Origin of the sequence: Marinobacterium jannaschii DSM 6295 (genome assembly GCF_000620085.1) — a bacterium.
Taxonomy (GTDB): Bacteria; Pseudomonadota; Gammaproteobacteria; order Pseudomonadales; family Balneatricaceae; genus Pontibacterium; species Pontibacterium jannaschii.
Genome location: NZ_JHVJ01000003.1, coordinates 262,995 through 289,131, shown reverse-complemented (window position 1 = coordinate 289,131; position 26,137 = coordinate 262,995). Strand labels below are relative to the sequence as shown.

The window sequence follows — 26,137 nt, the reverse complement described above, 5'->3', positions numbered from 1 at the left end:
ATGATTAAGGAGAGCAACGACGCCGATGCCAATCACCTCTACGCACCCGATTGGTTTAGGCCGCCCATCATAACTGTCATAATTGGCAGCTACCACCGTTCACGGTGAATTAATTCGCTTAACGGCAACCGGTCCTGCCATCCGCGTTGTTCCAGATCAGGACTGGCCGCAAAACCATCTGTATATCCGACACAGAGGTAGGCAATTACGTCAACCGAATCCGGGATACCCAGTAGCCGGCGCAACACCTCATAATCGAGAATACTGACCCAGCCAACTCCGACATTCTCGGCCCTCGCCGCTAGCCAGAGGTTCTGGATGGCGCATACGGTACTGTAGAGTGACATTTCAGGATTCAGCACCCGTCCCAAGCCCTGCTCCCCCATCCGCTTACGATCACAGGTGACAACGATACCCATCGCCGAATCGGTAATTCCCTCCAGCTTCAGCGAGCGATACAGCTGCTGCCTTTCACCCTCGAAGATCTCTGCCTCCATCCCGGAGGCCTCGACAAAGCCGTCGCGTATAGATGCCCGCGTTTCCGGCTGCTCCACCAGCACGAAGTCCCAGGGCTGCATAAAACCGACACTGGGCGCATGATGAGCAGCCATCAGAATCCGCTGCAGTACCTCTTCCGGTATAGGTTCCGGCCGGAAGTTACGCCGTACATCACGTCGGGCGAACAGTGTTTTATAGAGCGCGTCACGCTCCTGCTCAGAGATCAGCATCGGTCAACCCCGCTTAAAGCGGCATTCGCCGGTCCAGCGCCAGAGGTTTTCCGGATTCAGGTGCACACCGCCAATCCAGCGATCAGGCTGATGCTTACTCAGCCAGTCGAGTTCACCATCCAGTACCTGCTGCCCCTCTTCCGTGAGCTCCAGACGTTGTGCCAGAAATGCCTCATCCGGACCGAACATACCTGGCAGGATAAACTCCCCGCCGCCTCTCAGCGCCAGCAAGGGCATGTCAGAGTGAATCAGCCCGCGCATAAACTGCCAGAAACTGGAATCCCCCATAAACGCGATCTCTTCTGCTTTCTGAGACAGGCCAAATATTGCCCCCGGTCTGTTCTCGCCATCATCTACCGCCTCGAGTATCTGGCGCTCGGTACGGCAGATTCCCTGCTCGGAGGGATACTCTTGCAAGAAACGCTGCAGGGCGCCTCGCAGGTAAGGAAATACCGTAAGATCCTCTTCCAGCACCGCGGCCAGTGCCCGAGGATTGGCGGAAGTCACCGCCTGCCAGACCACCTCTGCCAGCTGAAACTGACGCGGGGTTGCCGGCTTTGCTGCCTGCAGCGACTTATCAAAATTATAATCGGCATCGGCAGAGCCTATATGGGTATCGACAAATACCAGTAGCGGAGCACTCCACCCCACCGCTGTTTCAGTATTGTATTGATGCAGTAGCTGGAGCATGTGCAGCTGGTCATACAGCTCCCAGGAATTCCAGATCACCACCTGACCATCCCTGGCAGCTCCCAGAAACAACGTATCCCGGGTCTCAAAGTGGGTGCGGGCTTCAAACTGACTGGCCCAGCCACGGTCTGCGATAAAGCCTGCCCGGATCAGCGACATCTCCTGCAGCGACAACCCCTGTGGCAGCGGCCCTTCATGCATCACATCGGCCCAGGCAAGAAATGTCCCTTCTATTCCATGCTTTTCCAGCACCTGATTCGCAACATCGCCGTTGGTAATATGAAGCCGATTATCCACTGAACCCTCCAACCAGATCTCCACCGAGATCCCCTGCAAAATATGTAACCGGGATCACATTTAACCTGTCCCGGATCAGTTATGCCGCCGATTATACCGATAGAACATTCACTTTAGTTATAAACTATCGACACTTCAGGCCGATTAGTAAGATCAGGGGTCTGACCGCAAAAGGAGAGCAGGTGTGAACAGAGTGTCAGTTACAGCCGTCACCTGTCTTGCCGTAATACTGAGTCTGAGTGGTTGCGGAGACGATGATAAGCAGAAGAACAGCAGCGGAAAGCTGCTTTACAACAAGCATTGCGCTGGTTGTCATAAAGAATCCGGGGGCGGTAATTTCCTGGCGGGCGTACCGGCCAATCGCTCGACAAACCTGAGCGGCGGTGAAGTGATTAACCTGATCCTCTATGGCAGCGATCGCTTTCCCAATATGCCGAACTTTCCCCAGCTGGACCCGAATCAGGCCCGGGCCATCGCCATCTATATCCGGGACCGCTGATCGCGCGGCCCCGAAAGCAGGGCTGGTTTGATCAGCCGCCAGTCATATTCATAAAACGCACGATCTGCACATCACCGTCGGTCGTGAAGTGATGACGCTCAGGCTTGACGTTCATCGCCTGACGAATGGCGTCCTTGACCCGATCGATCTCGCCGGGATAGCGGCGCAGTATCGCCTTCAGATCCACCGCATTCTCGTTGCCCAGGCAGAGCAACAGTTTCCCTTCAACAGTGACCCGCACCCGGTTACAGTCGCCACAGAAGTTATGGCTATGCGGGGAGATAAAACCGATACGGCTTTCACTGTCCTGCATCCGCCAGTAGCGCGCCGGACCACCGCTGTTTTCCGCCGTCGCCATCAGCGGATACACCTGATCAATCTGCTGGCGGATATCATCGCTGGAGCAGAAGGTCTCAGCCCGGTCATGTTCGCTGATATCCCCCAGCGGCATCTCCTCGATAAAGCTGATATCCACCTGCATATCGCGGGCGTAATCAACCAGCGGCACTATTTCATCGTCGTTACGGCCCTTGAGGATCACAGCATTCAGCTTGATCTTCTCGAAGCCGGCGTCCTTGGCCGCACTGATGCCATCCAGCACCTGATCCAGACGATTCTTTCGCGCCAGGCGCTCAAAACGCACGGGGTCGAGCGTATCCAGGCTGATATTAAGACGTTTCAGGCCCGACGCCTTAAGGTGTTCGGCATAGCGGCGTAACTGCGAACCGTTAGTGGTCAGACAGAAGTCTTTCAAGCCTGGCAGGGCCCCGACGCTACTGAACAGTTGCAACACATCTTTCCGCACCAGAGGCTCGCCGCCGGTCAGGCGGATCTTAGTCACCCCCATCTCGGTAAAGGCACGGGCAATGGTCTCAATCTCTTCCAGCGACAGTACCTGCTGGCGTGGCAGAAAGGTCATATTCTCGCTCATACAGTAAACGCAGCGAAAATCACAACGATCTGTCACTGACAGCCGGACATAAGTGATCTTGCGACCAAAGCCGTCAATTAACTGTTCTGCCACTTTCATTCTCCTCAGAGAAGGTCACTGAATGGCTGGATGACCACCTGATCACCAAGCGCAACCTTCTCCGTATTATCACCAATTTCGACCAGGCAGTTCGCCTCGACCATCGAGGAAAGGATACCCGATCCCTGCTTACCGGTAGACGCTACTACCAGCGTTCCGGCATCGTTAATACGACAAATGCCGCGACTGTAGTCTGTGCGTCCTGCACGGGAGCGGAAATTACTTTCAGCCTGCGCCACCATCCTGCGTGGCTGCCAGTGACTCTGACCCATCATCTTGCGCAGCGCGGGCTGGGCAAACTGCATAAAGGTTACCATGACCGCCACCGGGTTACCCGGCAGGCCGAAGAAAGGGGTGTCTCCGAGATGACCAAAGGCCAGCGGTCTGCCCGGTCGCATCGCTATACGCCAGAATCCGATACATCCCACCTGCTCCAGCGCACTCTTTATATAGTCGGCTTTGCCCATCGACACGCCGCCGGACGAAAACACCACATCTGCCGCTGCGGCGGCCTTCTCCAGCACTGCCACCATCGCCTGTGGATTGTCGGCGACGATACCCAGATCGATCACCTCACAACCGAGGCGGCCCAGTAAACCGTGAAGGCTATAGCGATTGGTATCATAGATAGCGTTCGCTGCCAACTCCTGCCCCTGAGCGACCACCTCATCGCCGGTCGAGAAAACCGCCACTTTAAGCCGTTTAAAGACCCTGACATGAGTATATCCCAGTGATGCAAGCAAGCCGAGTTCCTGCGGCCGCAGCAGTGTCCCGGCAGCCAGCGCACAGCTACCCCGGGCTATATCCTCACCCGCCTGGCGAACATTTTCCCCGACCGCGACTGCATGATCGAACTGAATAAACGCGCCCGTACGCTGCACAGCTTCCCTAATCACAACGGCATCGCAGTCCACTGGCAAAGGCGCCCCGGTCATTATCTCCACCGCCTCACTCGCCGCAACAGCTTTATCCCAGCACTGGCCTGCAAACAACGGCCCCACCACCTCAAACCGGGCCGGCAAAGCGCCCCCCCGGGTGGCGGCCCGGATGGCGTAACCATCCATTGCCGAATTAGTCTGCTGCGGCACATTGATCGCGGATATCGCCGGTTCGGCCAGCACCCGGTCCAGCGCCTGATGCAACGGCACGTCTTCGCTCTGATCCGGCAGAGGCACCGCCTCAAGAATACGGCGAAGACTCTCATCGACCTGCAACATCTGCCCGGCTACCGAACTATCGAAACAACTCACTGCGGCCGTCATGCTTCAGTCCCCTTATCCATCTGAGCCAGCTCATCCGGGGTATTCAGGTTAATAAAGGCGGCCGGCTGGTCGGAAAAATCCACCTCGGCCATGACATGACGCGCATACCAGCGATCGATCTTACGCTCGCCATCGGCAAGGCAACATTCCAGATCTTCCTGCAGCGAACGATGGATAAGGGCAAATACCGGTTGTATCCGTTTCCCGTCACGGGCGACCGCTATCCTGGCCGACTGCTGCCGCGCCGCATGCAACAACCGGGATGCAAGATCCATTGGCACAAAAGGGCTGTCACAGGGCACGACTAACAGCCATTCACTGCTTAACGCCTGCAGGCCACTCAGAAACCCCATCATTGGCCCCTGATAACCCGCCTGCGGATCTGACAGCACCTCAAATCCCAGCGCATGGTAGTCGCTGTGATTGCGGTTGGCGTTGATTAATGTCAGGCCCACCTGTGATTCGACCCGCTGTAGCACATGACTGATCAGAGGCTGGCCCCTGAACTGGATGAGTCCCTTGTCACCGCCGCCCATGCGCCGCGCCATCCCTCCCGCCAGTACAACTGCGGTGATGTCTGAATTAATGCCCATACTGTTCCTGTCGGGTTGAGGAGAATACTTCACGTAACTGCCCGTTGATCAGATGCAACCGGCGCTGGCAGAGCCGGGTAAGTGCGGTCTTCTGATGACTACTGACTATTACCGCCGCCCCATCCGCCACCATGCCGGACACCATATCAGCCACCAGGCTGACAGAATCCACATCCAGATTGGCGGTCGGCTCATCGAGTAACAGCAGCTGCGGCTCCAGCACCCAGGCCCGTGCCAGCGCCATTCGTTGTTTTTCGCCGCCTGAAAGCGTCACGGCATCATGCTCAGCCAGAGCTTCAAGGCGCGACCAGCGCAACCCCAGAGCCACGCGCTGGCGAATTGTCTGCTGATCGAAGCCGCGATAGCGCAGTCCGTAGGCGATATTGTCCGCCACACTGCCGGCGAAAACATAGGGCGTCTGATGCAGGTAGATCACCTTCTGATCCAGTGCTGACAGCCACCAGCGCCGCCTGGCGGGCAACAGCCGGACAGAGCCGTCACAGGGTTTATCGAGTCCGGCAAGGATCTTCATCAGAGTGGTCTTGCCAACGCCGTTTTCACCCTGAAGATACAGACTCTCGCCCGCCCGCAGATTAAATTCAGGTATCCGGAACAGCTCGCGTGCCCCAAAACGTTTTACCAGCTGACGAGCTTCAAGCCTTAATGCCATATCCTGTTTCCTCATACCTGTTGGCCCCGCCCCCGCACACTGGCCAGCAGAAAATTAAGCAACAGCGCCAGCAGCAGCAATACCATGCCCAGGGCCACACCTTGAGCGAACTCGCCTTTACTTGTCTCAAGGGCAATCGCTGTTGGGATATTGCGGCTATATCCGAGGATGTTACCGCCCACCATCATTGAGCAGCCCACTTCAGAAATGATGCGACCAAAGCCCGCCACCAGCGCGGCAAGCAACGCAAAGCGGGCTTCATTGACCAGCGTCAGCAGCGCCTTGTGCCAGGGGGCTCCGAGTGTACGGGCCGTTTCCCAGGCCCGCTTATCAACACTCTGAAATGCCGAATGACTCATACAGACCAACACCGGAAAGCACAGCAGAACCTGCCCCACCACCATCGCCGGCTGAGTGAACAACAGGTGCCACTCGCCCAGCGGGCCACTGCGGGACAACACCAGATAAAGCGTCAGGCCAACCACCACGGTGGGCACGGCCATCAGGGCGTTACAGATAGCAACCAGCGCCCAGCGCCCCGGAAACTGCACCATAGCCAGCGTAAATCCCAGCAGCAAAGCCGGGATGGCAGCGATGGCAATAGCGCTGAGCGAGACGCGGAAGGAGACGCCGATAATGGTCCAAAGCTCGGCGTCACCGCTAAAAAGCAGTTCCAGCGCGGCAATACTGGTTGTGATCAGACTATCCATTGCTGACGCTTAGCTGGCCGATGCGTGGAATAGCGCCTTACCCTTGATGCGGAAGTCGCCAATCAGCTTCTGGCCTTCCTCAGAGATCAGCCAGCGCTGCAGGTTTTCCGCCCCCAGCGTGTTTAAGCCTTTATGTAGCTCCGGATTCACCAGAATCACCTGATAGGGATTAAACAGCGCCTTATCGCCTTCAAATACCAGCTTCAGCTGCAAACGGTCTTCATAGGCCAGCCAAGTGCCACGGTCTGTCAGAGTGTAACCGTTGAGTTCATCGGCGATCTGCAGCACTTTACCCATCCCCTGCCCCACCTCTCGGTAGCTGCTGAATGTGGGTGTGACCGATGCCTTATGCCATAGGCCGGTCTCTTTCTTATGGGTACCGGAATCATCTCCGCGGGAAACAAACACCGCGTTGCCGGACGCGATGCGTGCCATTGCATCGGCGACCGAGTTCGCCGACTTAAGTCCGGCCGGGTCCTGCGCAGGCCCGACCAGGACGAAATCGTTATACATCAGGCTGCGGGCGTTGATACCGAAACCCTCATCTACAAACTTTTTCTCGGCCCCCGGCGCATGGGTCATCACCAGATCGACATCGCCAGCGCGTCCCATTCGCAAAGCCTTGCCGGTTCCGACGGCGATTACATGAATCCGGGTTTGGTGTTTCTGCTCAAAAACCGGCAACAGTACATCCAGAAGCCCCGAGTTGTAGGTACTGGTGGTGGTGGCCAGACGGACAACGGTTTCCCCAGCGACCGCCTGTGCTACAGAGAGCGACAGTACAGTCGCAGACAACAACCCTTTCATCCATTTCTTCATTGTCAGATTCCTTAAGATCCCGTTACCGATGCACTAAGTACAGCAATATGAATGCCAATTCATAATATGCGGATCGGTCGTGCAATCACGCGCAGTTGCTTCACCGATCTCAGCAAATCCGGCTCAAAATGACCGACTAAAGGCGGATTTCAAGCGGCAGTTTGCCCAAAGGTATCCAATGGTCGTATGATGCGCCCCCTCAAAAACAGGCCATAATGTCCAACCACAACAACCAACAGGACAAAATGTCCCACCAGCGACTGACCTGACCCGCTAACCTGTCAGCCCGCGTTATCTCCGGAGACTCCTATGCACAGCGATCAGAATTTCCCATCCGCCGGCACCCCCGCCGTATCTGTACTGATCGTCGATGACGAAGCGGGCATGCGGAGCTTTCTGCAAAAAGCACTGGGCAAACGTTTTGCGCTGGTCGAGGTAGCGGGAAGCGTCGAAGAGGCGGAGGAGTTACGTAAACGCTGTCATTTCGACCTGTTGATTGTCGATATCAAGCTGCCCGGCCGCTCCGGCATGGAGTGGCATGAGGCCCTGCAGCCGGGAGATGGCAGTAGTGACGTTATTTTTATGACCGCCTATGCCGATCTGGAAACAGCGATTAACGCCCTGCGCTTAGGCGCTGCGGACTTTATTCTCAAGCCCTTCCGGCTCGAGCAGATGATGAATGCTGTCGAACGCTGCCTGCACAGGCGCGCCATCAGCCGCGCCAACTTCGTACTGCAGCGTGAAGTCGAACAGGCATTTCCGACCAGCCAGATGATCGGCACCAGCAGCGCTATTACCCAGGTTCAGGAGGTGATTCAGCGCGTCGCCCCGACGCCTTCAGCGGTGATGATCGAGGGCGAGTCCGGTACGGGCAAGGAACTGGCCGCACGCCAGCTACACCAGCTCAGCAAGCGTCAGGGGGCATTTGTACCGGTTAACTGCGGGGCGATCGCCCCGGATCTGCTGGAAGCGGAGCTGTTTGGACACACCAAAGGGGCTTTTACCGGTGCCAACAAGGCACGCGACGGCCTGTTTAACTTTGCCAGCGGAGGCACCCTGTTCCTGGATGAAGTCGGCGAAATGCCGTTGCTGATGCAGGCTAAGCTACTCCGGGCACTGGAGCTGAAGGCGGTACGACCGGTGGGCAGCGAACAGGAAACCACTATTGATGTGCGGATTATCGCCGCGACCAATCGTGATCTTAAGGAGGAAGTAGCAGCCGGTCGCTTCCGCGAAGACCTCTACTACCGCCTCAATGTGCTCAGCATTACCCTGCCACCGTTGCGTGATCGCAAAGAGGATATACCCCAGCTGGTACACCACTTTTCCGCCAAGTTATCTCGCGAGCTGGGATTACCGGCGATCCCTTTCAGTCACGACGACTTGCTGGCTCTGCAGCATTATCCCTGGCCCGGCAATATCCGTGAGCTGAAAAACCTGATCGAGCGCTGCATCCTGCTGAGCAAGTTACCGGCTGAGTACTTTAACGAAGCGAATGCCGCGAGTGAGCCGGCATCAAACGACTGCTTCGATGGCTGGAGCCTGGAAAAACTGGAGAAATACCAGATTTTAAGAACGCTGGAACAACATCAGGGCAATAAGTCATCCGCCGCCCGCGCGCTCGGGGTTTCACGCAAAACGCTGGATCGCAAACTGGCAGCCTGGCAGGCGGTCGCAGACACCGGACAACCGGCATGAACCGTCTGCTAAAGTGGCCCGGCAACCGAAGCCTGCGCAACAAGCTGCTGTTCCTGACCCTGTTACCCCTGCTGGTGACGGCCATTGGCATTGCCATCATGGCGGCTTACTGGACCAACAGCTACAGCGACCGTCAGCTGTATATGAAAGTCAGCGCAGACCTCGCTGTCACCGACAGCTTCCTGCAACTGGTGCAAAAGGAGCAACTGGCTACCCTCCGGCAGATCGCCGGCAGCTACCGCGTTTACCCCCACCTCAGGGACAATAATCTTATCCGGTTGGGGCGGGAGCTGGAACAGATCCGGCAACAGCACCAACTGAGCTTTCTGCGATTTATCCCACGGCCCCGGCTCACCGAACTGACAGGAAACTCCCTGCAACAGGTACTGCCCGAACTGATGCAAGGTAAATCCCGCAGTGGTTTCTCGGTTCACAGCCCCGAGGAACTGCAGCAGATCCGCCCGGGACTGGCCGCACAAGCGGATATCCAACTGATCGAAACGCCCCACGCAGCCCCAACCCCTCAGATCCGCGAGCAGCGCGGCATGGTGCTTCGCGCCCTTCATCCGGTGATGAGTGCTGAGGGAGAGCCTCTGGGTGTGCTGGATTCGGGCCTGCTGCTGAACAATACCACTGCCAGCGTCGATAAGATCCGGGATCTGGTCTACGGCGCGGGAAGCCTGCCTCCGGGCGGCCTCGGTACCGTCACCCTGTTCCTGGATGATGTCCGTATCAGCACCAATGTGCCACACACACTTAACGATGCTCAGAACGGCTCCTTCAGCACAACCCGCCGGGCGATCGGCACCCGGGTATCCGATGAGGTTAAGCAGCGGGTACTGCTGGCCGGTGACACCTGGATAGACCGGGCTTTTGTCGTCAATGACTGGTATATCTCCGCCTACAAGCCGATCATGGATTTCAATCAGCGCAAGATCGGCATGATCTACGCCGGCTTCAATGAAGCCCCCTTTACCGCGATCTACTACCGTTCCCTGCTGGAAGCCGCCCTGATGATCGCCCTGATCATGCTGGTCGCCAGCATAGTCGTGCTGAATCACACCCGCCTGCTGCTGAAACCGCTGCTGCAGATCCAGGCCGTGGTACGCGCTGTACGCGACGGCAATATGGAACCGAGAATCGGCCCGTTGCACAGTGACGATGAACTGACCGAACTGGCGCGCCAGTTTGATGCCATGCTGGAACTGCTGGAACAGCGCGAGCGCGAGATCCGCCACGCCAACGATCTGCTGGAAGCCACCGTAGAGCGGCGTACGCGCTCCCTGCGTCGACGCACCGAAGCGCTGAAACAGCATATCCGGCTGCTGAAAAACACCCGTCGCAGCCTGCTGGATAAGGAAAAGCTCGCCGCCCTGGGAGAACTGACAGCCGGCATCGCCCACGAGATCAATAATCCGGCGGCGGTGATTCTCGGCAATATTGACCTGATTTCCGCAGAACTGCAGGAAAATGCCGAGCCGGTTCAGGCCGAAATCGATGCCATTATCGATCAGGTCTACCGCATTCGTTCACTGATCAACAACCTGCTTCAGTACAGCAGGCCCTCTCGACAGATGGACAGCTTTGAGTCTCTCAGCATCAACCAGGTGGTAACCGATACTCTGCAGCTGGTGCGCCATGCACTGGATAAACACCAGGCCGAGGCCGTCCTGCAATGCAACGCCAACGCCTCTGTAGAAGTAAACCCACAGCAGATTCAGCAGGTACTGGTCAACCTGATACTCAATGCCATTCATGCGCTCGGAGGGCCCGGACAGATCCGTCTGATCACCCGCGACTGGTTTGACGACAATCATCAACTGATCGGCGCCAGCGTCCAGGTCAGCGACAGCGGCTCCGGCATTGCCGCCGAGAATCTGAAACAGATCTTTGATCCTTTCTTTACCACCAAGAAAAGCGGCTCCGGGCTGGGACTGTCCGTCAGCTATGGCCTGATCAGGCGACACGGGGGCGATATCAGTGTCGAATCGACCCCGGGGGCAGGCACCTGCTTTACCGTCTGGTTACCCAGCAAGGCCGAACATAACGGCAAAAGCGACGACAAACTGAGCGGCATACTCGATCGCCTGTCGTCGGTCGAACGTACCAATCAACGCTTAATTGCGCAGGAATAGACCCGGCGAACCGCCCACAGGCTGACCGCGTACGACTTACTGAAAAACAGGCACTGCACGCAAATTTCCGGCTAAATGCAGGAAAAAGACGACACAAAAGGATAAAACCACAAAAAATCAGGTAAGCAACCTGCACTCGGGCGAAGGATAAACTATTCTTACCGGGCGACCGAACGCTCTATATTAGGATAAACTAATTATCAGGGCGGCGATGGCAGATTGAGCCATCCTCTGCCGTAGGCAGCAGCAACCGCAAGGAGAGTTCACCCGGCTGGGTGGATTCAGCATTCTGATTCGACTCACCAGGGAAGGTGTATGAAACAAAGCCTGCGCACAATATTACCGATAGCCGCCCCCATACTCCTGCTTTTAGCGACTCAGACAGAAACCCTGCTGTTTCTTCCCTTAAACCTGAGCGGCACTAATGTTCTCAGTGCGCTGCTTGCAACCGTCTTCAGCATCACCGCAACGCTTGCCCTGCTCTGCAGGAGGTCGCTGCAGAATCCGCTGCTGACCGGGCTGGCACTGACGTTGGTTATTACGGCCACGCTGAGTTTTTTCGACCTGTTTCTGGCAACAACCGCTTATCAGCTGCCTCCGCCCGCCGGCTGGATCAGCTTTATCACCCCGATCTGTTTTAGCATCACGCTGCTTTTGAGCCTCTTGTTTCCAACACAATCCTCACTACCCAACAGCCTGTTGAGTACTATCGGGATATTGGCCGCCGCGCTGATCTCATCGATCACCCTGTTTATACCCAACCTGTTTACCGCAGACTCCGTAACAGTGCACCGCATCAGCGTCTACCTGCCCCTGGCACTGTATTGCACCAGCGCCCTTACGTTGATTGTCACGGTTCGCTGGCAGGACAAACCACTGGAGTATCTGCTGTTATCGGCAATCCTACTGCTGGCAACATCGCAATGGCTCTATGCCGCGGATAATGGCCCGACAGCAGAGCAAAGCCGGAACTTCCTGCTACTGCTGAATATACTCTCGATTTCGATGCTTGCGGCAGGGTTGCTTATCGAACGCTCCAACGCACTGCGCCAGAAAGGTGTCCGCAAGGAGATCTCAACCAACGAATTTCTCGCAGTCATCAGCCATGAAATTCGCACGCCGCTGAATGCAATCCTTGGAATCGCAGAGCTGCTCTCATCCACATCGCTGAACGGCTCCCGACGCCAGCAGATTGAAATACTGTCGAAGTCAGGTAGTGAGCTCAAATTGCTTCTGGACGACATACTGGATCTGACTGAACTCAACAGCAACCGGCTCGAACTGAATTACCAGTCATTTAATTTGCAAAGGGCGCTACAACAACTGATTTTCGAACTGAAGCCCCTGGCTGACCGGTCGGGCGTCAGACTCTGCTGTGTCTTTTTACCCGGCTGCCCAACCAATATTGTGTCCGACCAGCGACGACTGATGCAGATCATCTCCTATATGCTGAACCGCTCGCTGCTGCAAACCCGACAGGGAGAGATTCGCCTCGCCATTGGCATGAATGAGCCGCGGTCGCTGTCCATAACCTTGCAGGACAGCAGTGAGAGTTATCCTTCAGGCAGAGCAGAGCCACTGAGCATCGAACGAGACAGCCGCCAGGTCGACGACTATCTATCGCAGCACAGGGTCAATATCAAAAAGTCTGTCTGCGACAAACTTATCAGCCTGCTCTGCGGCACACTGGAAAATCACCGCTCAGCAGAGAGGCTGTTTAGCTGCGAACTGAAACTGCCGGTTACCGCCGCAACAACCAGCCGCTATCGGGGTGAGTTCAGCCAGGCCGGCACCATTCTGCTGATATCGCCCACCCCGGACAAGGCCCAGCAAAGCCTGCTGCAAACGCATGGAGCCCGCATCGAACATCTTGATAGCACAGAACAGGCACTGCAATCCGTTACCCAGGATGCCGCCCACTACGGCCTGATCATATTTAACCACTGTCCGCCCGAGCACGATGGATTCAGCTTTGTTAAGAGCCTCAAAGAGCAGCAGCCTGACTCGCCACCGGTGATGCTGCTGGCGGCCGAATACAGTATCAACGACTACCTGAGGGCGAAGCACAGCGGTGCTACAGGCTATGCCAGACTGCCGCTGCCCCATCAGGACCTGCTGACAATGGCCGAACACTGTATTGCCCGCTTTCCTGATTCACCTGAGGAGCGCCCCCTGGTGATCCCCCAGAATCAGCAGAACCTCTCCCCACTGGCAAAAAAACTGCCCAGACTGCAGGGGCATGTATTGGTGGTTGAAGATGTCGAAGCCAACCAGTTTGTAGTCTGCGGCATGCTCGACTCTCTGGGGCTGAGGTTCTCACTGGCGAATAACGGTGCTGAAGCCGTAGAACAGTGGTTACGCCAGAAGCCGGACCTTGTGCTGATGGATCTGCGCATGCCTATCATGGATGGCTTTGAGGCAACCCGCCAGATAAGGGCAATGGAAGAGAAGGACGGTTCGAAGGTGCCCATTATCGCCCTGACAGCGGATGCGATGAGTGAGAGTTACCGAAAAGCACTGAGCTGCGGGATAGATGACCTGCTGATTAAGCCGCTGGATAGACTAAGCTTAAACCGCATACTCACTCAACACCTGCCAGACATGGAGTTAGCCTACCGCCGAGGCTCTAAAGTTAGTACCGCGTCTGCCCCGAAACATAATATGGAGACTCAAATGGAAATGAGCGTACTCGAAGAGCTGAGCCAGAATGTACAGTTGCCGGTTGACCAGCTGGCAACTATGTATCTGACTGAACTCAAAGGACTACGGCAAGACCTCGCAGACAGTCTCGAAGGTCGCAATGATGATGAGGTAAAACGCACCGCGCACAGTATCAAAGGGGCCGCACTTTCGATTGGCGCAACTGAGCTGGCAGACATCGCACGTCAGCTGGAGACTATCGATATCGCTGCAATCAATCTGGCCGAGCTGGATGAGGCAATGACGCTGACCGAGAAAACCATTCAGCACCACCTGGGCTATCAACCCGCGTAGGCAGAGGCAGAGACAGGCAAGCCATCTTAACTCCGGCTTTTAGGCAGCCTGACTTCCGGCTGGCGCCTGTAAACCTGACTAGCTCTGGTTCAGCGATTTAGTGACCTGCGCCTCACCACTGTGCCAGTCGACAGGCTGTCCCAGGGGCAGAGAACTATGCAAGGTTAATACTCCTGCTGCCACCTCCTCTGTCAGAAGATCAACCTTAGAGAAGTCTTTCCGGAGTACATCCTGGTCCTGACAACTGACGCCAACCCAGGTGTTACGTCCGCTGCGCTTTGCCCCGTAGAGTGACAGGTCTGCAGCTTTCAACATCTCATACCAGACACTGATATCTTCTATGCACTGCGCGGGCCTGAGAAGGCAGAACCCCAGGGAGCAGGTCATATGAAAGGCACGACCGGGTGGCCCGAACAGGTAAGCAGAGACCTCGGTCCGAATCCGCTCAACGATCTGCCGGGCCTGGGCCAGATCGGAACCGTTACACAGCAGAACGAACTCCTCACCGCCCTGGCGGACGACAATATCCCCTTCCCGGCTATGACTTTGCACCAGCCCGGCCAGTTGCTTCAGGGCGATATCCCCCACATCGTGGCCATAGCGGTCGTTTACATGCTTGAAGTGATCGAGATCGAAAAATACAAACAACCAGGTATCCGCCCCGCCCCTGGCAAAACAGTCCTTGAGATACTGATCCAGAAAGCGGCGGTTTTTCAGCCCGGTTAAGGCATCGGTGTAACTGGCATCAAGGTACTGCTGTCGCTCCGTTTCCAGCGAGCGCCGATGCGACTCCAGGCTGGCCGCCATTTTGACGAAGCTTTCGGACAGCATACCAAGTTCATCGCTGCGGCGAAGCGTCTTCAGAATGGTCGGATCACCCGATTCTCCATAGTGATCGGCCTGCTGTTTCAAAGCCTGAATAGGCCTGACCAGGTTGCGGTTGAGATAGTAGAAAACACCGACGGACAGCAGCCCGCCCATCACCAGAAGAGACAGCAGCGCCCAGGCCATTGTTTCCCAGGCTGCAGCGTAAAACGGCCGGCTCTGCACGAGACGTATGGTGAGTACGAATCTCGGCTCCAGCAGCAGGTCTATGGAGTGCCATGCCAGGCTCCGGTCGCCCCCGAAAAATCCGACTTCAATCCGTTCTTCGGCACTACTTCGGTCTCCAATGGAGAGTGATACATCAAACCCCAGGTTTTCCGATATGGACCGGGCCATCTGGGAATCCACAAATCTCAGGAAGAACAAAACGCCCCGGGGAGGCTGCGACACGTCACTATCGGTAATTGGCTGTTGGGCGAACATCAGCACCTGATCTCCCATCCGGATAAATCCGTAATCAGGCGAGTCAGGCACTTCCAGCAGATAGCGGCTAATCCGGAGTTCACCCAGCAGGTCCACTGCGGCCTGACTATAAAGCTGGCCGCGTGCCTGCCCATCGGGATCAAACAGCAGCAGAATATCCGCTTTGGCGGCATTAAGGGTACCGGCGACCAGATTTGATTGCGCAAAGCTGTCATTCCGATCATCCATAAAGGCGTAGGTTTCGTCCCACTCGGCATAGTCGCGGGCAAAGGCATGAAGCTGCTTCTGTGTCGATTCAAGCTGCTTCTTTACGCGCACCATATCCTTGATCAGCGCCTGCTTTTCCAACAGCTCGACATTTGGCAGCACAATCAGGCCCAGGGTCAGAAACAAGGCGAAACCAGCACCGCAAAACAGCAATAATAGCCCTACTAATAACTGATTTTTAATTCGCAATGTGATGACCGCCAGCCACAGTTCCTGTAAGGCTATTCATTATACCCACAATGCCAATGAGTTCGACTGCAATAAAAAGCCCTTGCATTCGATTCCCGTTTAGCGGTTTTTTCTGTTTAAACTTTCATTAATAAATGCCGTAAGGCTTCTATAATTAGAGTTGCCAGCACCCATATGAACTGCAGCAAAGAAGCAACTGCGTGACGAAATGTAGTTGGTATGCGTAGACTGGAACTGAGAACGAGAGTTCCAGCCATCTGACAAGTCTGGCCACTGGCGCACGGCCAGTGGGGTGACCCGGGTGACGAGGCTTATACCGGCCCGGGGATCCAGCGCCAGCTCCTGGTGACAGTAATTTCGTCAAACCTGATCACCAGTATCGATCCGGCTCGTTACCGGAATCGAACCTGACGAAGGCCGATTCTTACGGGAATCGGCCTTACTTATGTCCGCGTCTCAAACCGGCGGAATCCGCTTCAGTCCGCACTCCAGACTAAACGCCCGCAACGGCTCAGATCATATCCCTGCAGCCGCAGTGCGAGAGCGGCCCCTTCATGTCCCTGCAGAAACTCAAACAGCTGCTGCAACAGACGCCGAAAGTAGACGTTGCGCGGCACGACCAGATCGTAGTTTTCCTCACACACCGGAATAAACCTTAAGCCAAACTCCATCGCCGCGCTGAGAGTACCAGGCCCGATATCGGCCTCCCCCCGGGAGATCAGGCTTGCTACCTCACTCTCGCCATAGGCAGTCTGTACCACACTGAGGCTGTCTATCGGCTGGGCATGTCCGGCCAGCCACTCGCCGAGGAATCGCTGCGACCCGGCCCCCTCCTGACGCACAACCCAGCGGGTAGTGGCGGCAAATGCCTGTTGCGGTTGCCTGAGCCGCTCACAATCGGTCTCGCGCACAATAAAGCCCTGTTGACGCCGGTAGAGGTGAACCAGTATCCACTGCTTCGACTGACTGTACTGTTGCAACAGCGCCGGATGCTGGCGGTCACTATCCTCAGCCCGTCCCCAGTGAATGGCACAGGCATCAGCATGGCCTTGTGCCAGAAGATCGAGTCCGAGCCGGGTACCGGTCACCGTATAGCTGAACAGGGCCCGGGTACGCAGCTTCTGGGTCAATCGGTTAGTCGCCGCCTGCAACAGCGGGTCATCACTGCCGCTGAGAATCAGACGGTCGTTCATCAGGCCGCTATGACAGCTTTCCAGCAGCCAGCGATCGATCAGCACCCGCGGAAACAACCACTTACCGGTCAGCTTTGTTGCCGGGATCGTACCTTCAGCCGCCATGGCATAGACTTTCTTCTCGTTCAGGTGCAGATACTCAGCGACCTGACGCACATTCATAAAAGGATCTGCGTTGCGCGCAGACCTGCTCAGCGCCGTCGCAGATTCCGTCTGCTGTAGCTCTGGCATCTGTAGCTTTGCCATCAGCCCCGACCACCATGGTCAGCGTCAGCGGCGGCATCATATTCAAGTGTCGTTGCACCGGAAAACAGCAGGAAATGCCGTCCCTTGGCCCGCGCCAGCATCGTGATACCTAACTCCCGAGCCAGCGCCAGTCCCATCTGGGTGACACCGGATCGGGACAGCAACACCGGGATATTCATCTGCGCGACCTTAATCACCATCTCCGAGGTCAGTCGCCCGGTGGTATAGAACAGCTTGTTCTCGGCACTGATACCATCCAGCCACATCCGTCCGGCCAGCGTATCAACCGCGTTGTGACGGCCGACATCTTCCACAAAGGCCACCACCCTGTCGCCTTCGCAGATAGCGCAACCGTGCACGGCCCCGGCATTGCGGTAAGTATCGTTGTGCTCGCTGAGGTTTTTCAGCAGCCGATAGACAGTGCTCTGGCGTACCTGCGGGGTCGGTAAGCAGATATCGGTCAGCCGCTCCATCAGATTACCGAACATGGTGCCCTGGCCGCAGCCTGTGGTGACGGTGCGCTGCGCCAGCTTTTCCTCCAGCCCCTCCGGCTCACCGTAGGTGACGACAGCCGCAGACTCCACCTCCCAGTCCACCTGAATCGCCGCCACCTCTGTTAATGCCCGGACAAATCCCTGGTTACGCAGGTATCCCAGCACCAGCGCTTCGGGGTCATCGCCCAGCGTCATAAGGGTGACAATCTCACGTTTATTGAGGTAAATCGTCAGCGGACGCTCACAGGCGATCTCAATCTGACGGCGCTCTCCCCGCTCATCCAGCACCGATACGGTTTCAGTAAGTTGGGCCTGGGCCTGACTGAGGATCAGATCATGGCATTGCAGCTCGGACATAGCGGTCTCCTTTGACCCATAAAGTCTTTAGCAACACTCCAGCAAGAACCGTACCCGGCTGGAAGCCAGAAGAATGGCTTCACCGGCACCGCATCCGGGACATTTTGTCCCAGGCCGACTGACCGACTGTCCCTTTTTATACCAGCCATGCCGGACACGCCTACCCTGCCCTCTGCAAAAACCCGCTCTGACGCCCCTTCAGGCTGACTGGCCTGCCAATTGCAGTGACTCCCGATCAAGTAGCTACCGATCAAGTAGCGACCAACCAAATAATTACTGACCAAGTAGTTACCGACCAAACTGCGTCTTGCAATCAGCCCCGCTAACAATGGCGGCGCACGGGAGCCTCAAAGATGTCCACCCTGAGAACAGACAACCACTGGCCACTGCAGGTCAGACTCAGCCAGCAGAGCAGCCAGAGCGGCCGCTGGCAGAGTGAGCGCTGGGTCGTCGCCGATCTGCTACCACACCAGAACGACGATCCGGCCTATACGGCGATCAAACTGCAGCTGCACCGCGATGACCGTACCTCCTACCGCTTTAACCTGAATTCACGTCAGCCGCACCTGTTCCTGCTCTGCAGCGAAGATGAAAGCGACGGCAGCCTCACCCCGATACATATCACCGCCAGCCAGGAGGAAGCGGCTTCCTTTATGGATGGTGAGCATCAGGTGCTTGAAACACCGATGCCGGAAGCCGTGCAGTGCTGGATAGACACCTACCTTGGCATCCACGGCGAACTGATCGACGCAGGTAAAAAAAAGAAAAAGGGACGGGGGCGCAGCAGTGGAAACTGAAGACGGATTTATCAACCGCTGGTCGCGACGTAAGGCCGCTGCGCAGGCTGAACAGCAGGCCGGGCCAGATGCAGAAGCCGAAGCCCTGCAACAGGAAGAGGCATCTGAAGCCGAAGCCCTCACGGACGAAGATATGCCGGAGGTTGAGTTGCTGGGTGAGTCGTCAGATTTCAGTCCCTTCCTGTCACCGGGCGTCAGCGATGAATTGCGCAAGCTGGCACTGCGCAAACTGTTTCACCTGCCCCAGTTCAACGTGCGTGATGGACTCAATGACTATGACGAGGACTTCAGCACGATGAAGGCGCTGACTCAGGAAGCCGCCGCCCAGCTGCGCAGCTGGGTAAAACAGCAGGAGGAGTCCGCCCTGGATAAGGTCAGCGACGCTCTTGAGGACAACCACCAGCCAGAAACTGAAACAGCCGCTTCCCAGCCAGGAGAAGGATCCTCTGCAGAAGCAGAGCAGTTGCCCCATGCAGCTGCGACGAAACAACAATGGAATCAATGTCCGGATGAGGTCGGTGACGCAGACCTGGACGCCTGAGCGCCCCACCGTCAGGCAACAGAACTGCCCCGCTTTGATACAGCGCAAAACAGCGACAGGGACAGTTTGACGCAGGCGCCCGGGCAAAGCCCGGAAAGCAACCGACCTGAACCGCCTTTAACCCCCTTCACTGCTGCCAACTATGGAGCAGCAGTTGCTTTTAATAACCAGACAGGCCGCAGAGCCTGCACCGGGACAGCTCAGCCAGAACCTATTAAGAGCTGACCGGAGATGAGGTGAGAAATGAGACAAGAGCAGATCAACCGGGATGCCCGCCGGCAGGCCCGACAACAGGCGCTGCCGCCACTGAGCCTGGCATCGGCGACCGTGAGCTATAACACACAGGGACACCTGCTGATCGCTGGTGCGGAGGACCAGATCCGCCTCGCAGCAGCACAGCTGAAAGGCATGGCCAGCATCACCCTGTATGTGACACAAGCGGTACAGAACAGTGATGAAGTGCAGTTGCAAAATGCCCTGGCGGCGGTACCGGATATGCCGCTGTTCCGTATGCCACTGCATAGCGTTAAAGGCTTTATGGGACAGTTTGAGGTGCAGGTGGCGATCAATGGTCAATACGCATCGCTGTCCCAGCTGGCACAGCACCGTACTCGTTTTGATCTGATTCTCGATCTGAGTGAAAGACCACTGTTTCATTCGGAGCTGGCTCCGGCGGGCTATTTCCACTGCCACGGCGATCCCGATCAGCTGGCGCAGCTGCTGCAACAACTACCGGACTATATCGGCCAGTTTGAGAAGCCACGCTATTTCCGCATCAACAATGATATCTGTGCCCATAGTGGCCGTGGCCAGACCGGCTGCACCCGCTGCCTTGATGTCTGCCCGGCGGATGCGATCAGTTCCATCCGGCAGCTGATCAATATCGATCCTCACCTCTGTCACGGCGCGGGTGGTTGCAGCACGGCCTGCCCAACCGGCGCCATCAGCTATGCCCTGCCGCAACCGTCGCGCATTATCGACCAGATTCGCGACCTGTTGCAGGCCTACTATGACGCCGATGGCAGCGATGCCGTCATCGTCCTGCACGATCGTGAAGCCGGCCGCCAGCTTCTGGAGAGCCAGTTTGAACAGCTGCCGGGTAACCTGCTGCCGGTTGAGCTGGAGGAGTTGGCGGCCGCCGGTCAGGAGATCTGGCTGGCCGCCCTCGCCATGGGCGCCAGCCAGGTTCTGCTACTGGACACCCCGCAGCAACCGGCGTCGATGCGCGCGTTGTTGCAGCGGGAGATCTGTATCACCCGGGCGATGCTTGAAGGGCTGAACCTGGCTGGCATCCGCCTCAGCCTGATCGACAGTACAGACCTCAGCCTGTGGCAGCCGCCGGAAAGCGCCGCGCGGTTCCATTCCCTGGCGCTCAATCCGGCGGCCGCCAAGCGCGATACGCTGCTTAGCGCTCTGGACCAGCTGGCAGCCCAGACAGCCACTCAGACAAAACAATCCCGCGATGTCCTCGCCCTGCCGGCGGGCGCTCCCTTTGGTCAGGTAAGCATTGATCGCTCACGCTGCACCCTCTGCGTCTCCTGCGTTGCCGTTTGCCCTACCCAGGCCCTGACCGATGGCGGAGAAACGCCGGCCCTATTCTTTACCGAGCGCAACTGCGTGCAGTGCGGTCTCTGTGATGCCGCCTGTCCTGAAGATGCGATCGAGCTGCAGGCTCGACTACGCCTCGACCCGCTGCGCGACCAGCCGCTTCAGCTCCATCAGGAACCCGCCTTCGAATGCCTCAGCTGCAGCAAGCCCTTTGCGCCGCGCAGCACGGTGGAAAAGATGCTCGACAAGCTGGCGGGACATCCGATGTTTCAGGGTGAAGCCCTCAACCGCCTGAAGATGTGTGAAGACTGCCGGGTGCAGGACATCTATCAGGACCTGACCGCCCACCCGGAAAAGCAGCTGGAGATCTGAGCCATGACCATGACAGCGATAGAGACCACCGCAGCGATCAGCGAACAGGACGCCCTGCGCGCCGATATCTTCGCCCTGCTGGCCAGCCTGCTGCGCCGCGCACCCGATGCTGCGCTACTCGACTGGCTGGCCACACTGGAGCCGGAAGAGGAAGACAACCCGATGAGCCGGGCCTGGTCAGCACTGGCCCTGAGCGCCTCACACAGCCAGCCGCCTCAGATCGGAGATGAGTATCAGCAACTGTTTATCGGTATCGGCCGCGGTGAGCTGATGCCCTTTGGCTGTTGGTATCTCACCGGCTCCCTGATGGAGAAGCCACTGGCAACCCTGCGCCAGGATCTGGCTTCGCTCGGCTACGAGCGCCAGCCCGATATCAAGGAACCGGAAGATCATATCGCCGCCCAGTGCGAGGTGATGAGCATGATGATCAGTTCCGGTTTCAGTGCCCGCCAGCAGATGCAGTTCTGGAAGCGCCACCTCAGCCCCTGGGCACTGCGCTTCTTCCGGGATCTGCAGAATGCGGACAACGCCCTGTTTTACAGCACCGTGGCCCTGCTGGGTACCGCCTTCTATGAACAGGAAGAGAACCACTACCTGCGACTCGCCCCCACAGCCCCGGCTGAGAGCACATTGCAGTTCTGAAGAGAGAAACCGGTGAGCGGTTACCGGCAAAGGAATCTGCGAATAAGTCTGAAACGACTCTGGCCTTTAGAGCCATTCAAGATCAAGGCAGCGATTACAGTCATGCTGGTTGCCTGACGAAAATCGCTAACGCAGATATTGGATGGCTCTCAAGGCCCCGAAGGGCGGGCGCTAAAACAACTTACTGCTTTGTCTGGCTGCTTGGAAAGGACTCGTCATTTCGCTGCGCAGCCATTCGCGCGTTAAGTCATTTTATCGCCCGCAGAGGAAGTCTCAGACTTGTTCGCAGGTTCCGTAACAATAACAAGCGGAGAGAAACATGAGCCAGAAGACAAACCGGCCCGACAATGGCCGCCGCAGCTTCCTGAAGAAGCTCGGCCTGGCGGGAGGTGCCGTAGGTGCGGCCACCCTCGCCTCCCAGGTACAGGCGCAGGCCCCTGCCCCCGAAGAACCAGCCGACAACAGCAGCGGTTACCGTGAGACCGATCATATCCGCAGCTATTACGACTCTGCCCGCAACTGAAGCGCCGTAAGGAAGACACGATGCGACTGACAAAAAAATCTGATCAGCCTGCTGCAGCCACAGCGGGCCTTGGCCTGAGCCGCCGCCGTTTCCTCAAGAACAGCGGTATTGCCACCGGTGGCGTCGCTGCTGCCAGCATGATGGCGCCGGGCATGATGCAACAAGCCCAGGCGAAAACAGTAGCACACAACGTTCCCACCGAAGTAAAACGCACCATCTGTTCCCACTGTTCTGTCGGCTGTGGCGTCTATGCCGAAGTCCAGAACGGCGTCTGGACCGGCCAGGAACCGGCCTTCGACCACCCCTTCAATGCCGGAGGTCACTGTGCCAAGGGTGCGGCCCTGCGTGAGCACGGTCATGGCGACCGCCGCCTGAAATACCCGATGAAGCTGGAAAACGGTAAGTGGCAGAAAGTCAGCTGGGATCAGGCGATCAGCGATATCGGCGACAAGATGTTGCAGATCCGCCAGGAGTCTGGCCCGGACTCAATCTACTTGCTCGGCTCCGCCAAGTTCAGCAATGAACAGGCCTACCTGTTCCGTAAGTTTGCCGCTCTCTGGGGCACCAACAACGTCGACCATCAGGCACGTATCTGTCACTCCACCACGGTGGCGGGTGTGGCAAATACCTGGGGTTACGGCGCTATGACCAACTCCTTCAACGATATCCACTTCTGCAAGTCGATCCTGCTGATCGGTTCCAACCCGGCCGAAGCCCACCCGGTGGCGATGCAGCATATCCTGCGCGCTAAGGAACGCAACAAGGCGCATATGATCTGTGTCGATCCGCGTTTCACCCGCACCGCCGCCAAGTGCAACGACTATGTGCGTATCCGCCCGGGCTCCGATGTGGCCTTTATCTGGGGCCTGCTGTGGCACATCTTCGAGAACGGCTGGGAGGACAAGCAATTTATCCGCCAGCGCGTATACGGTATGGACGAGGTCCGCGCCGAGGTCGCCAACTGGACACCGGAAAAGGTTGAGGATGTCACCGGTGCCAGCGAGCAGGAGATAAAGCACGCAGCACGGATGCTGGCGGAAAACCGTCCCGGCACCGTAATCTGGTGTATGGGCGGCACCCAGCACACCACCGGTAACAACAATACCCGTGCCTACTGCATCCTGATGCTGGCCTTGGGCAATATGGGCATCTCCGGCGGCGGTACCAACATCTTCCGTGGCCACGACAACGTGCAGGGCGCCACCGACCTGGGCGTACTTTCCCACACCCTGCCCGGTTACTACGGCCTCTCCGACGGCGCCTGGAAACACTGGGCCAAAGTCTGGAACCTCGACGTTGACTGGATCAAAGGCCGCTTCGACCCGCAGGTCTATCAGAAGCTGAAGCCGATCAACAACAAGGGCATTCCGGTATCGCGCTGGGTTGATGGCGTACTGGAAGAGAAGACCCGCATGGACCAGAAAGATAACATCCGTGCGATGTTCTACTGGGGACACGCGGTGAACTCCCAGACCCGCGGCGTCGAGATGAAAAAGGCGATGGAGAAGCTGGATCTGATGGTGATCGTCGATCCGTATCCGACCCACGCCGCCGTAATGCACGACCGCAAGGACGGCGTCTACCTGCTGCCTGCCACCACCCAGTTCGAAAGCTACGGCTCCGTCACCGCTTCCAACCGCTCTTTGCAATGGCGCGACCAGGTGATCGAGCCGCTGTTCGAATCCAAGCCCGACCACGAGATCATGTACCTGTTCTCGCACAAGCTGGGCTTCGGCGAGCAGCTGTTTAAGAACATCAAGGTCAATGGCAGCCAGCCACTGATCGAGGATATCACCCGTGAATTCAATGCCGGCATGTGGACCATCGGTTACACCGGCCAGAGTCCGGAACGCCTCAAGGCCCACCAGCAAAACTGGCACACCTTCAACTTCGATACCCTGAAAGGCGAAGGCGGCCCGCTGGATGGCGAATACTACGGCATGCCATGGCCGTGCTGGGGCGGCGCCGAGATGGGCCACCCGGGTACGCCGATTCTCTACGACACCAGTAAACCGGTGGCTGAGGGCGGCCTGCCATTCCGTGCCCGATTCGGTGTCGAGCGCGATGGCATCAGCCTGCTGGCGGAAGGTTCCTACACCAGGGGCTCTGAGATCAACGACGGTTATCCGGAATTTAACGACAAGCTGCTGAAACAGCTGGGTTGGTGGAACGACCTCAGCGCCGAGGAGAAACAAGCAGCCGAGGGTAAGAACTGGAAGACCGACCTTTCCGGCGGCATCCAGCGCGTCGCGATCAAGCACGGCTGCGCCCCGTTCGGTAACGCCAAGGCCCGCGCCGTGGTCTGGACCTTCCCGGACAAAGTACCGCTGCACCGTGAGCCGCTCTACACGCCACGCCGCGATCTGGTCGCCAAATACCCGACCTGGGATGACTCCGAATCGATGTACCGCCTGCCGACGCTCTACAAGTCGATCCAGGATAAGGATGTTTCCGGTGAATATCCGATCATCCTCACCTCCGGCCGTCTGGTGGAATATGAAGGCGGCGGCGAAGAGAGCCGCTCCAACCCCTGGCTGGCCGAGCTGCAGCAGGAGATGTTTGTCGAGGTCAATCCGGCCGATGCCAACACCCTTGGCTTCCGCGACGGCGAGGATGTCTGGGTGCATGGCCCCGAGGGCGGCAGCATCAAGGTGAAAGCACTGGTGACCCCTCGGGTCGATCGCGGCGTGGCCTTTATCCCGTTCCACTTCGGTGGTCGTTTCCAGGGTAAGGACCTGCGCGACAAATACCCTCAGGGATCCGATCCATATGTCACCGGCGAGGCGGCTAACACCGCCATGACCTATGGCTATGACCCTGTCACCAATATGCAGGAGACCAAAGTGACCCTGTGCCGTATCGAAAAAGCCAGCGCCTGAGGAGATAACAGAACATGGCTAATATGAAATTTCTCTGTGACTCCAAGCGTTGCATCGAGTGTAACGGCTGCGTCACCGCCTGTAAGAACGAAAACGAAGTGGAATGGGGCGTCAACCGCCGCCGCGTAGTCACCGTCAACGACGGCCTGCCGGATGAGACCTCCATCTCCGTCGCCTGCATGCACTGCTCCGACGCCCCTTGTATGGCGGTCTGCCCGACCGACTGCTTCTACAAGACCGACGACGGCATCGTGCTGCACAACAAGGATGCCTGCATCGGTTGCGGTTACTGCCTCTTCGCCTGCCCATTCGGTGCCCCGCAGTTTCCAAGCAAATCCTCTTTCGGCGAGCGCGGCAAGATGGATAAGTGCACCTTCTGCGCCGGTGGCCCGGAGGAGGATCATAGCCCGGAGGAGAAAGCCAAGTACGGTGCCAACCGTATCGCCGAGGGCAAGCTGCCGATGTGTGCCGAGATGTGCTCCACCAAGGCCCTGCTGGCGGGCGATGCGGATAAGGTATCCGATATCTTCCGCGAGCGGGTGATCTACCGTGGCCACGCCGACGGTGCCTGGGCCAGCAACGGGTCGGCTGAAGAGCTGGCCTACGATGCGGCCCAGCCAAAGGCCTAAGGGCGTAATAAGGCCGGTGCGCACCTG

General features: G+C 57.5%; 22 protein-coding genes. 11 read left to right on the top strand and 11 right to left on the bottom strand.

Annotated elements, in window-relative coordinates; all coding sequences use genetic code 11:
• Nucleotides 1–89: 89 nt before the first annotated feature.
• Both bluB and Q354_RS0101255 read right to left on the bottom strand, forming a co-directional pair.
• The gene (gene bluB, locus Q354_RS0101260; protein ID WP_027856024.1) at nt 90–728 is read right to left on the bottom strand and encodes a 5,6-dimethylbenzimidazole synthase; all 639 of its coding nucleotides are present in this window, start codon (nt 726–728) and stop codon (nt 90–92) included.
• Between the two features lie 3 nt (nt 729–731).
• The gene (locus Q354_RS0101255; RefSeq protein ID WP_156948126.1) at nt 732–1,715 is read right to left on the bottom strand and encodes a hypothetical protein; all 984 of its coding nucleotides are present in this window, start codon (nt 1,713–1,715) and stop codon (nt 732–734) included.
• A 193-nt stretch (nt 1,716–1,908) separates the two neighbouring features.
• Here Q354_RS0101255 and Q354_RS0101250 point away from each other — a divergent pair, with 193 nt between their 5' ends.
• Nucleotides 1,909–2,214, top strand: a complete 306-nt coding sequence (locus Q354_RS0101250; RefSeq protein ID WP_027856022.1) for a c-type cytochrome — start codon at nt 1,909–1,911, stop codon at nt 2,212–2,214.
• A 31-nt stretch (nt 2,215–2,245) separates the two neighbouring features.
• Here Q354_RS0101250 and moaA read toward each other — a convergent pair whose 3' ends face one another.
• The 6 genes from moaA to Q354_RS0101220 are packed head-to-tail and all read right to left on the bottom strand — an operon-like array spanning nt 2,246 to nt 7,298.
• A complete protein-coding gene (gene moaA / locus Q354_RS0101245) occupies nt 2,246–3,238 on the bottom strand; it encodes a GTP 3',8-cyclase MoaA (protein WP_027856021.1) in 993 nt (330 codons plus the stop codon).
• Between the two features lie 11 nt (nt 3,239–3,249).
• On the bottom strand, nt 3,250–4,506 hold the full coding sequence (locus tag Q354_RS24190) for a bifunctional molybdopterin-guanine dinucleotide biosynthesis adaptor protein MobB/molybdopterin molybdotransferase MoeA (RefSeq protein ID WP_036228163.1): 1,257 nt from the start codon (nt 4,504–4,506) through the stop codon (nt 3,250–3,252).
• Nucleotides 4,503–5,099 (bottom strand): molybdenum cofactor guanylyltransferase MobA, encoded by a 597-nt coding sequence (gene mobA, locus Q354_RS0101235; protein WP_027856020.1) that lies wholly within the window; start codon nt 5,097–5,099, stop codon nt 4,503–4,505. Before mobA ends, Q354_RS24190 begins: the two co-directional genes overlap by 4 nt.
• A complete protein-coding gene (locus tag Q354_RS0101230; RefSeq protein WP_027856019.1) occupies nt 5,089–5,769 on the bottom strand; it encodes an ABC transporter ATP-binding protein in 681 nt (226 codons plus the stop codon). Before Q354_RS0101230 ends, mobA begins: the two co-directional genes overlap by 11 nt.
• 11 nt (nt 5,770–5,780) lie before the next feature.
• Nucleotides 5,781–6,479: an ABC transporter permease gene (locus Q354_RS0101225; RefSeq protein ID WP_027856018.1), complete on the bottom strand. Its 699-nt coding sequence runs from the start codon at nt 6,477–6,479 to the stop codon at nt 5,781–5,783.
• Between the two features lie 9 nt (nt 6,480–6,488).
• Nucleotides 6,489–7,298, bottom strand: coding sequence for a substrate-binding domain-containing protein (locus Q354_RS0101220; RefSeq protein WP_211252179.1), 810 nt, complete (start codon nt 7,296–7,298; stop codon nt 6,489–6,491).
• Between the two features lie 309 nt (nt 7,299–7,607).
• Here Q354_RS0101220 and Q354_RS24185 point away from each other — a divergent pair, with 309 nt between their 5' ends.
• The 3 genes from Q354_RS24185 to Q354_RS0101205 all read left to right on the top strand — a co-directional run bounded on the left by Q354_RS24185 (nt 7,608) and on the right by Q354_RS0101205 (nt 14,125).
• On the top strand, nt 7,608–8,996 hold the full coding sequence (locus tag Q354_RS24185; protein ID WP_036228162.1) for a sigma-54-dependent transcriptional regulator: 1,389 nt from the start codon (nt 7,608–7,610) through the stop codon (nt 8,994–8,996).
• Entirely contained in the window at nt 8,993–11,131 is a 2,139-nt protein-coding gene (locus tag Q354_RS0101210; protein ID WP_051559792.1) for a sensor histidine kinase, read from the top strand. Before Q354_RS24185 ends, Q354_RS0101210 begins: the two co-directional genes overlap by 4 nt.
• A gap of 315 nt (nt 11,132–11,446) precedes the next feature.
• The gene (locus Q354_RS0101205; protein WP_027856015.1) at nt 11,447–14,125 is read left to right on the top strand and encodes a response regulator; all 2,679 of its coding nucleotides are present in this window, start codon (nt 11,447–11,449) and stop codon (nt 14,123–14,125) included.
• 78 nt (nt 14,126–14,203) lie between these two features.
• On the opposite strand, the gene Q354_RS0101200 is transcribed toward Q354_RS0101205, so the two are convergent.
• The 3 genes from Q354_RS0101200 to Q354_RS24180 all read right to left on the bottom strand — a co-directional run bounded on the left by Q354_RS0101200 (nt 14,204) and on the right by Q354_RS24180 (nt 18,179).
• Complete coding sequence (locus Q354_RS0101200) at nt 14,204–15,826, bottom strand: GGDEF domain-containing protein (RefSeq protein WP_156948124.1); 1,623 nt, start codon at nt 15,824–15,826, stop codon at nt 14,204–14,206.
• 539 nt (nt 15,827–16,365) lie between these two features.
• Nucleotides 16,366–17,328: a helix-turn-helix transcriptional regulator gene (locus tag Q354_RS0101195; RefSeq protein ID WP_245600962.1), complete on the bottom strand. Its 963-nt coding sequence runs from the start codon at nt 17,326–17,328 to the stop codon at nt 16,366–16,368.
• A complete protein-coding gene (locus tag Q354_RS24180) occupies nt 17,328–18,179 on the bottom strand; it encodes a formate dehydrogenase accessory sulfurtransferase FdhD (protein ID WP_036228159.1) in 852 nt (283 codons plus the stop codon). The genes Q354_RS0101195 and Q354_RS24180 overlap by 1 nt, the downstream gene beginning before the upstream one ends.
• A 353-nt stretch (nt 18,180–18,532) precedes the next feature.
• Between Q354_RS24180 and Q354_RS0101185 the strand changes: the two genes are divergently transcribed.
• The 7 genes from Q354_RS0101185 to fdh3B all read left to right on the top strand — a co-directional run bounded on the left by Q354_RS0101185 (nt 18,533) and on the right by fdh3B (nt 26,110).
• Nucleotides 18,533–18,976 (top strand): DUF3305 domain-containing protein, encoded by a 444-nt coding sequence (locus tag Q354_RS0101185; RefSeq protein WP_027856012.1) that lies wholly within the window; start codon nt 18,533–18,535, stop codon nt 18,974–18,976.
• Nucleotides 18,966–19,517: a DUF3306 domain-containing protein gene (locus tag Q354_RS24175; RefSeq protein ID WP_051559791.1), complete on the top strand. Its 552-nt coding sequence runs from the start codon at nt 18,966–18,968 to the stop codon at nt 19,515–19,517. The genes Q354_RS0101185 and Q354_RS24175 overlap by 11 nt, the downstream gene beginning before the upstream one ends.
• A gap of 243 nt (nt 19,518–19,760) precedes the next feature.
• Complete coding sequence (locus Q354_RS0101175; protein ID WP_027856011.1) at nt 19,761–21,437, top strand: 4Fe-4S binding protein; 1,677 nt, start codon at nt 19,761–19,763, stop codon at nt 21,435–21,437.
• 3 nt (nt 21,438–21,440) lie between these two features.
• Complete coding sequence (locus tag Q354_RS0101170; RefSeq protein WP_027856010.1) at nt 21,441–22,079, top strand: TorD/DmsD family molecular chaperone; 639 nt, start codon at nt 21,441–21,443, stop codon at nt 22,077–22,079.
• 319 nt (nt 22,080–22,398) lie between these two features.
• Nucleotides 22,399–22,602 (top strand): twin-arginine translocation signal domain-containing protein, encoded by a 204-nt coding sequence (locus Q354_RS0101165; RefSeq protein WP_027856009.1) that lies wholly within the window; start codon nt 22,399–22,401, stop codon nt 22,600–22,602.
• 20 nt (nt 22,603–22,622) lie between these two features.
• The gene (locus tag Q354_RS0101160; RefSeq protein WP_027856008.1) at nt 22,623–25,481 is read left to right on the top strand and encodes a formate dehydrogenase subunit alpha; all 2,859 of its coding nucleotides are present in this window, start codon (nt 22,623–22,625) and stop codon (nt 25,479–25,481) included.
• A 14-nt stretch (nt 25,482–25,495) separates the two neighbouring features.
• On the top strand, nt 25,496–26,110 hold the full coding sequence (gene fdh3B, locus Q354_RS0101155) for a formate dehydrogenase FDH3 subunit beta (RefSeq protein WP_027856007.1): 615 nt from the start codon (nt 25,496–25,498) through the stop codon (nt 26,108–26,110).
• Nucleotides 26,111–26,137: the final 27 nt, after the last annotated feature.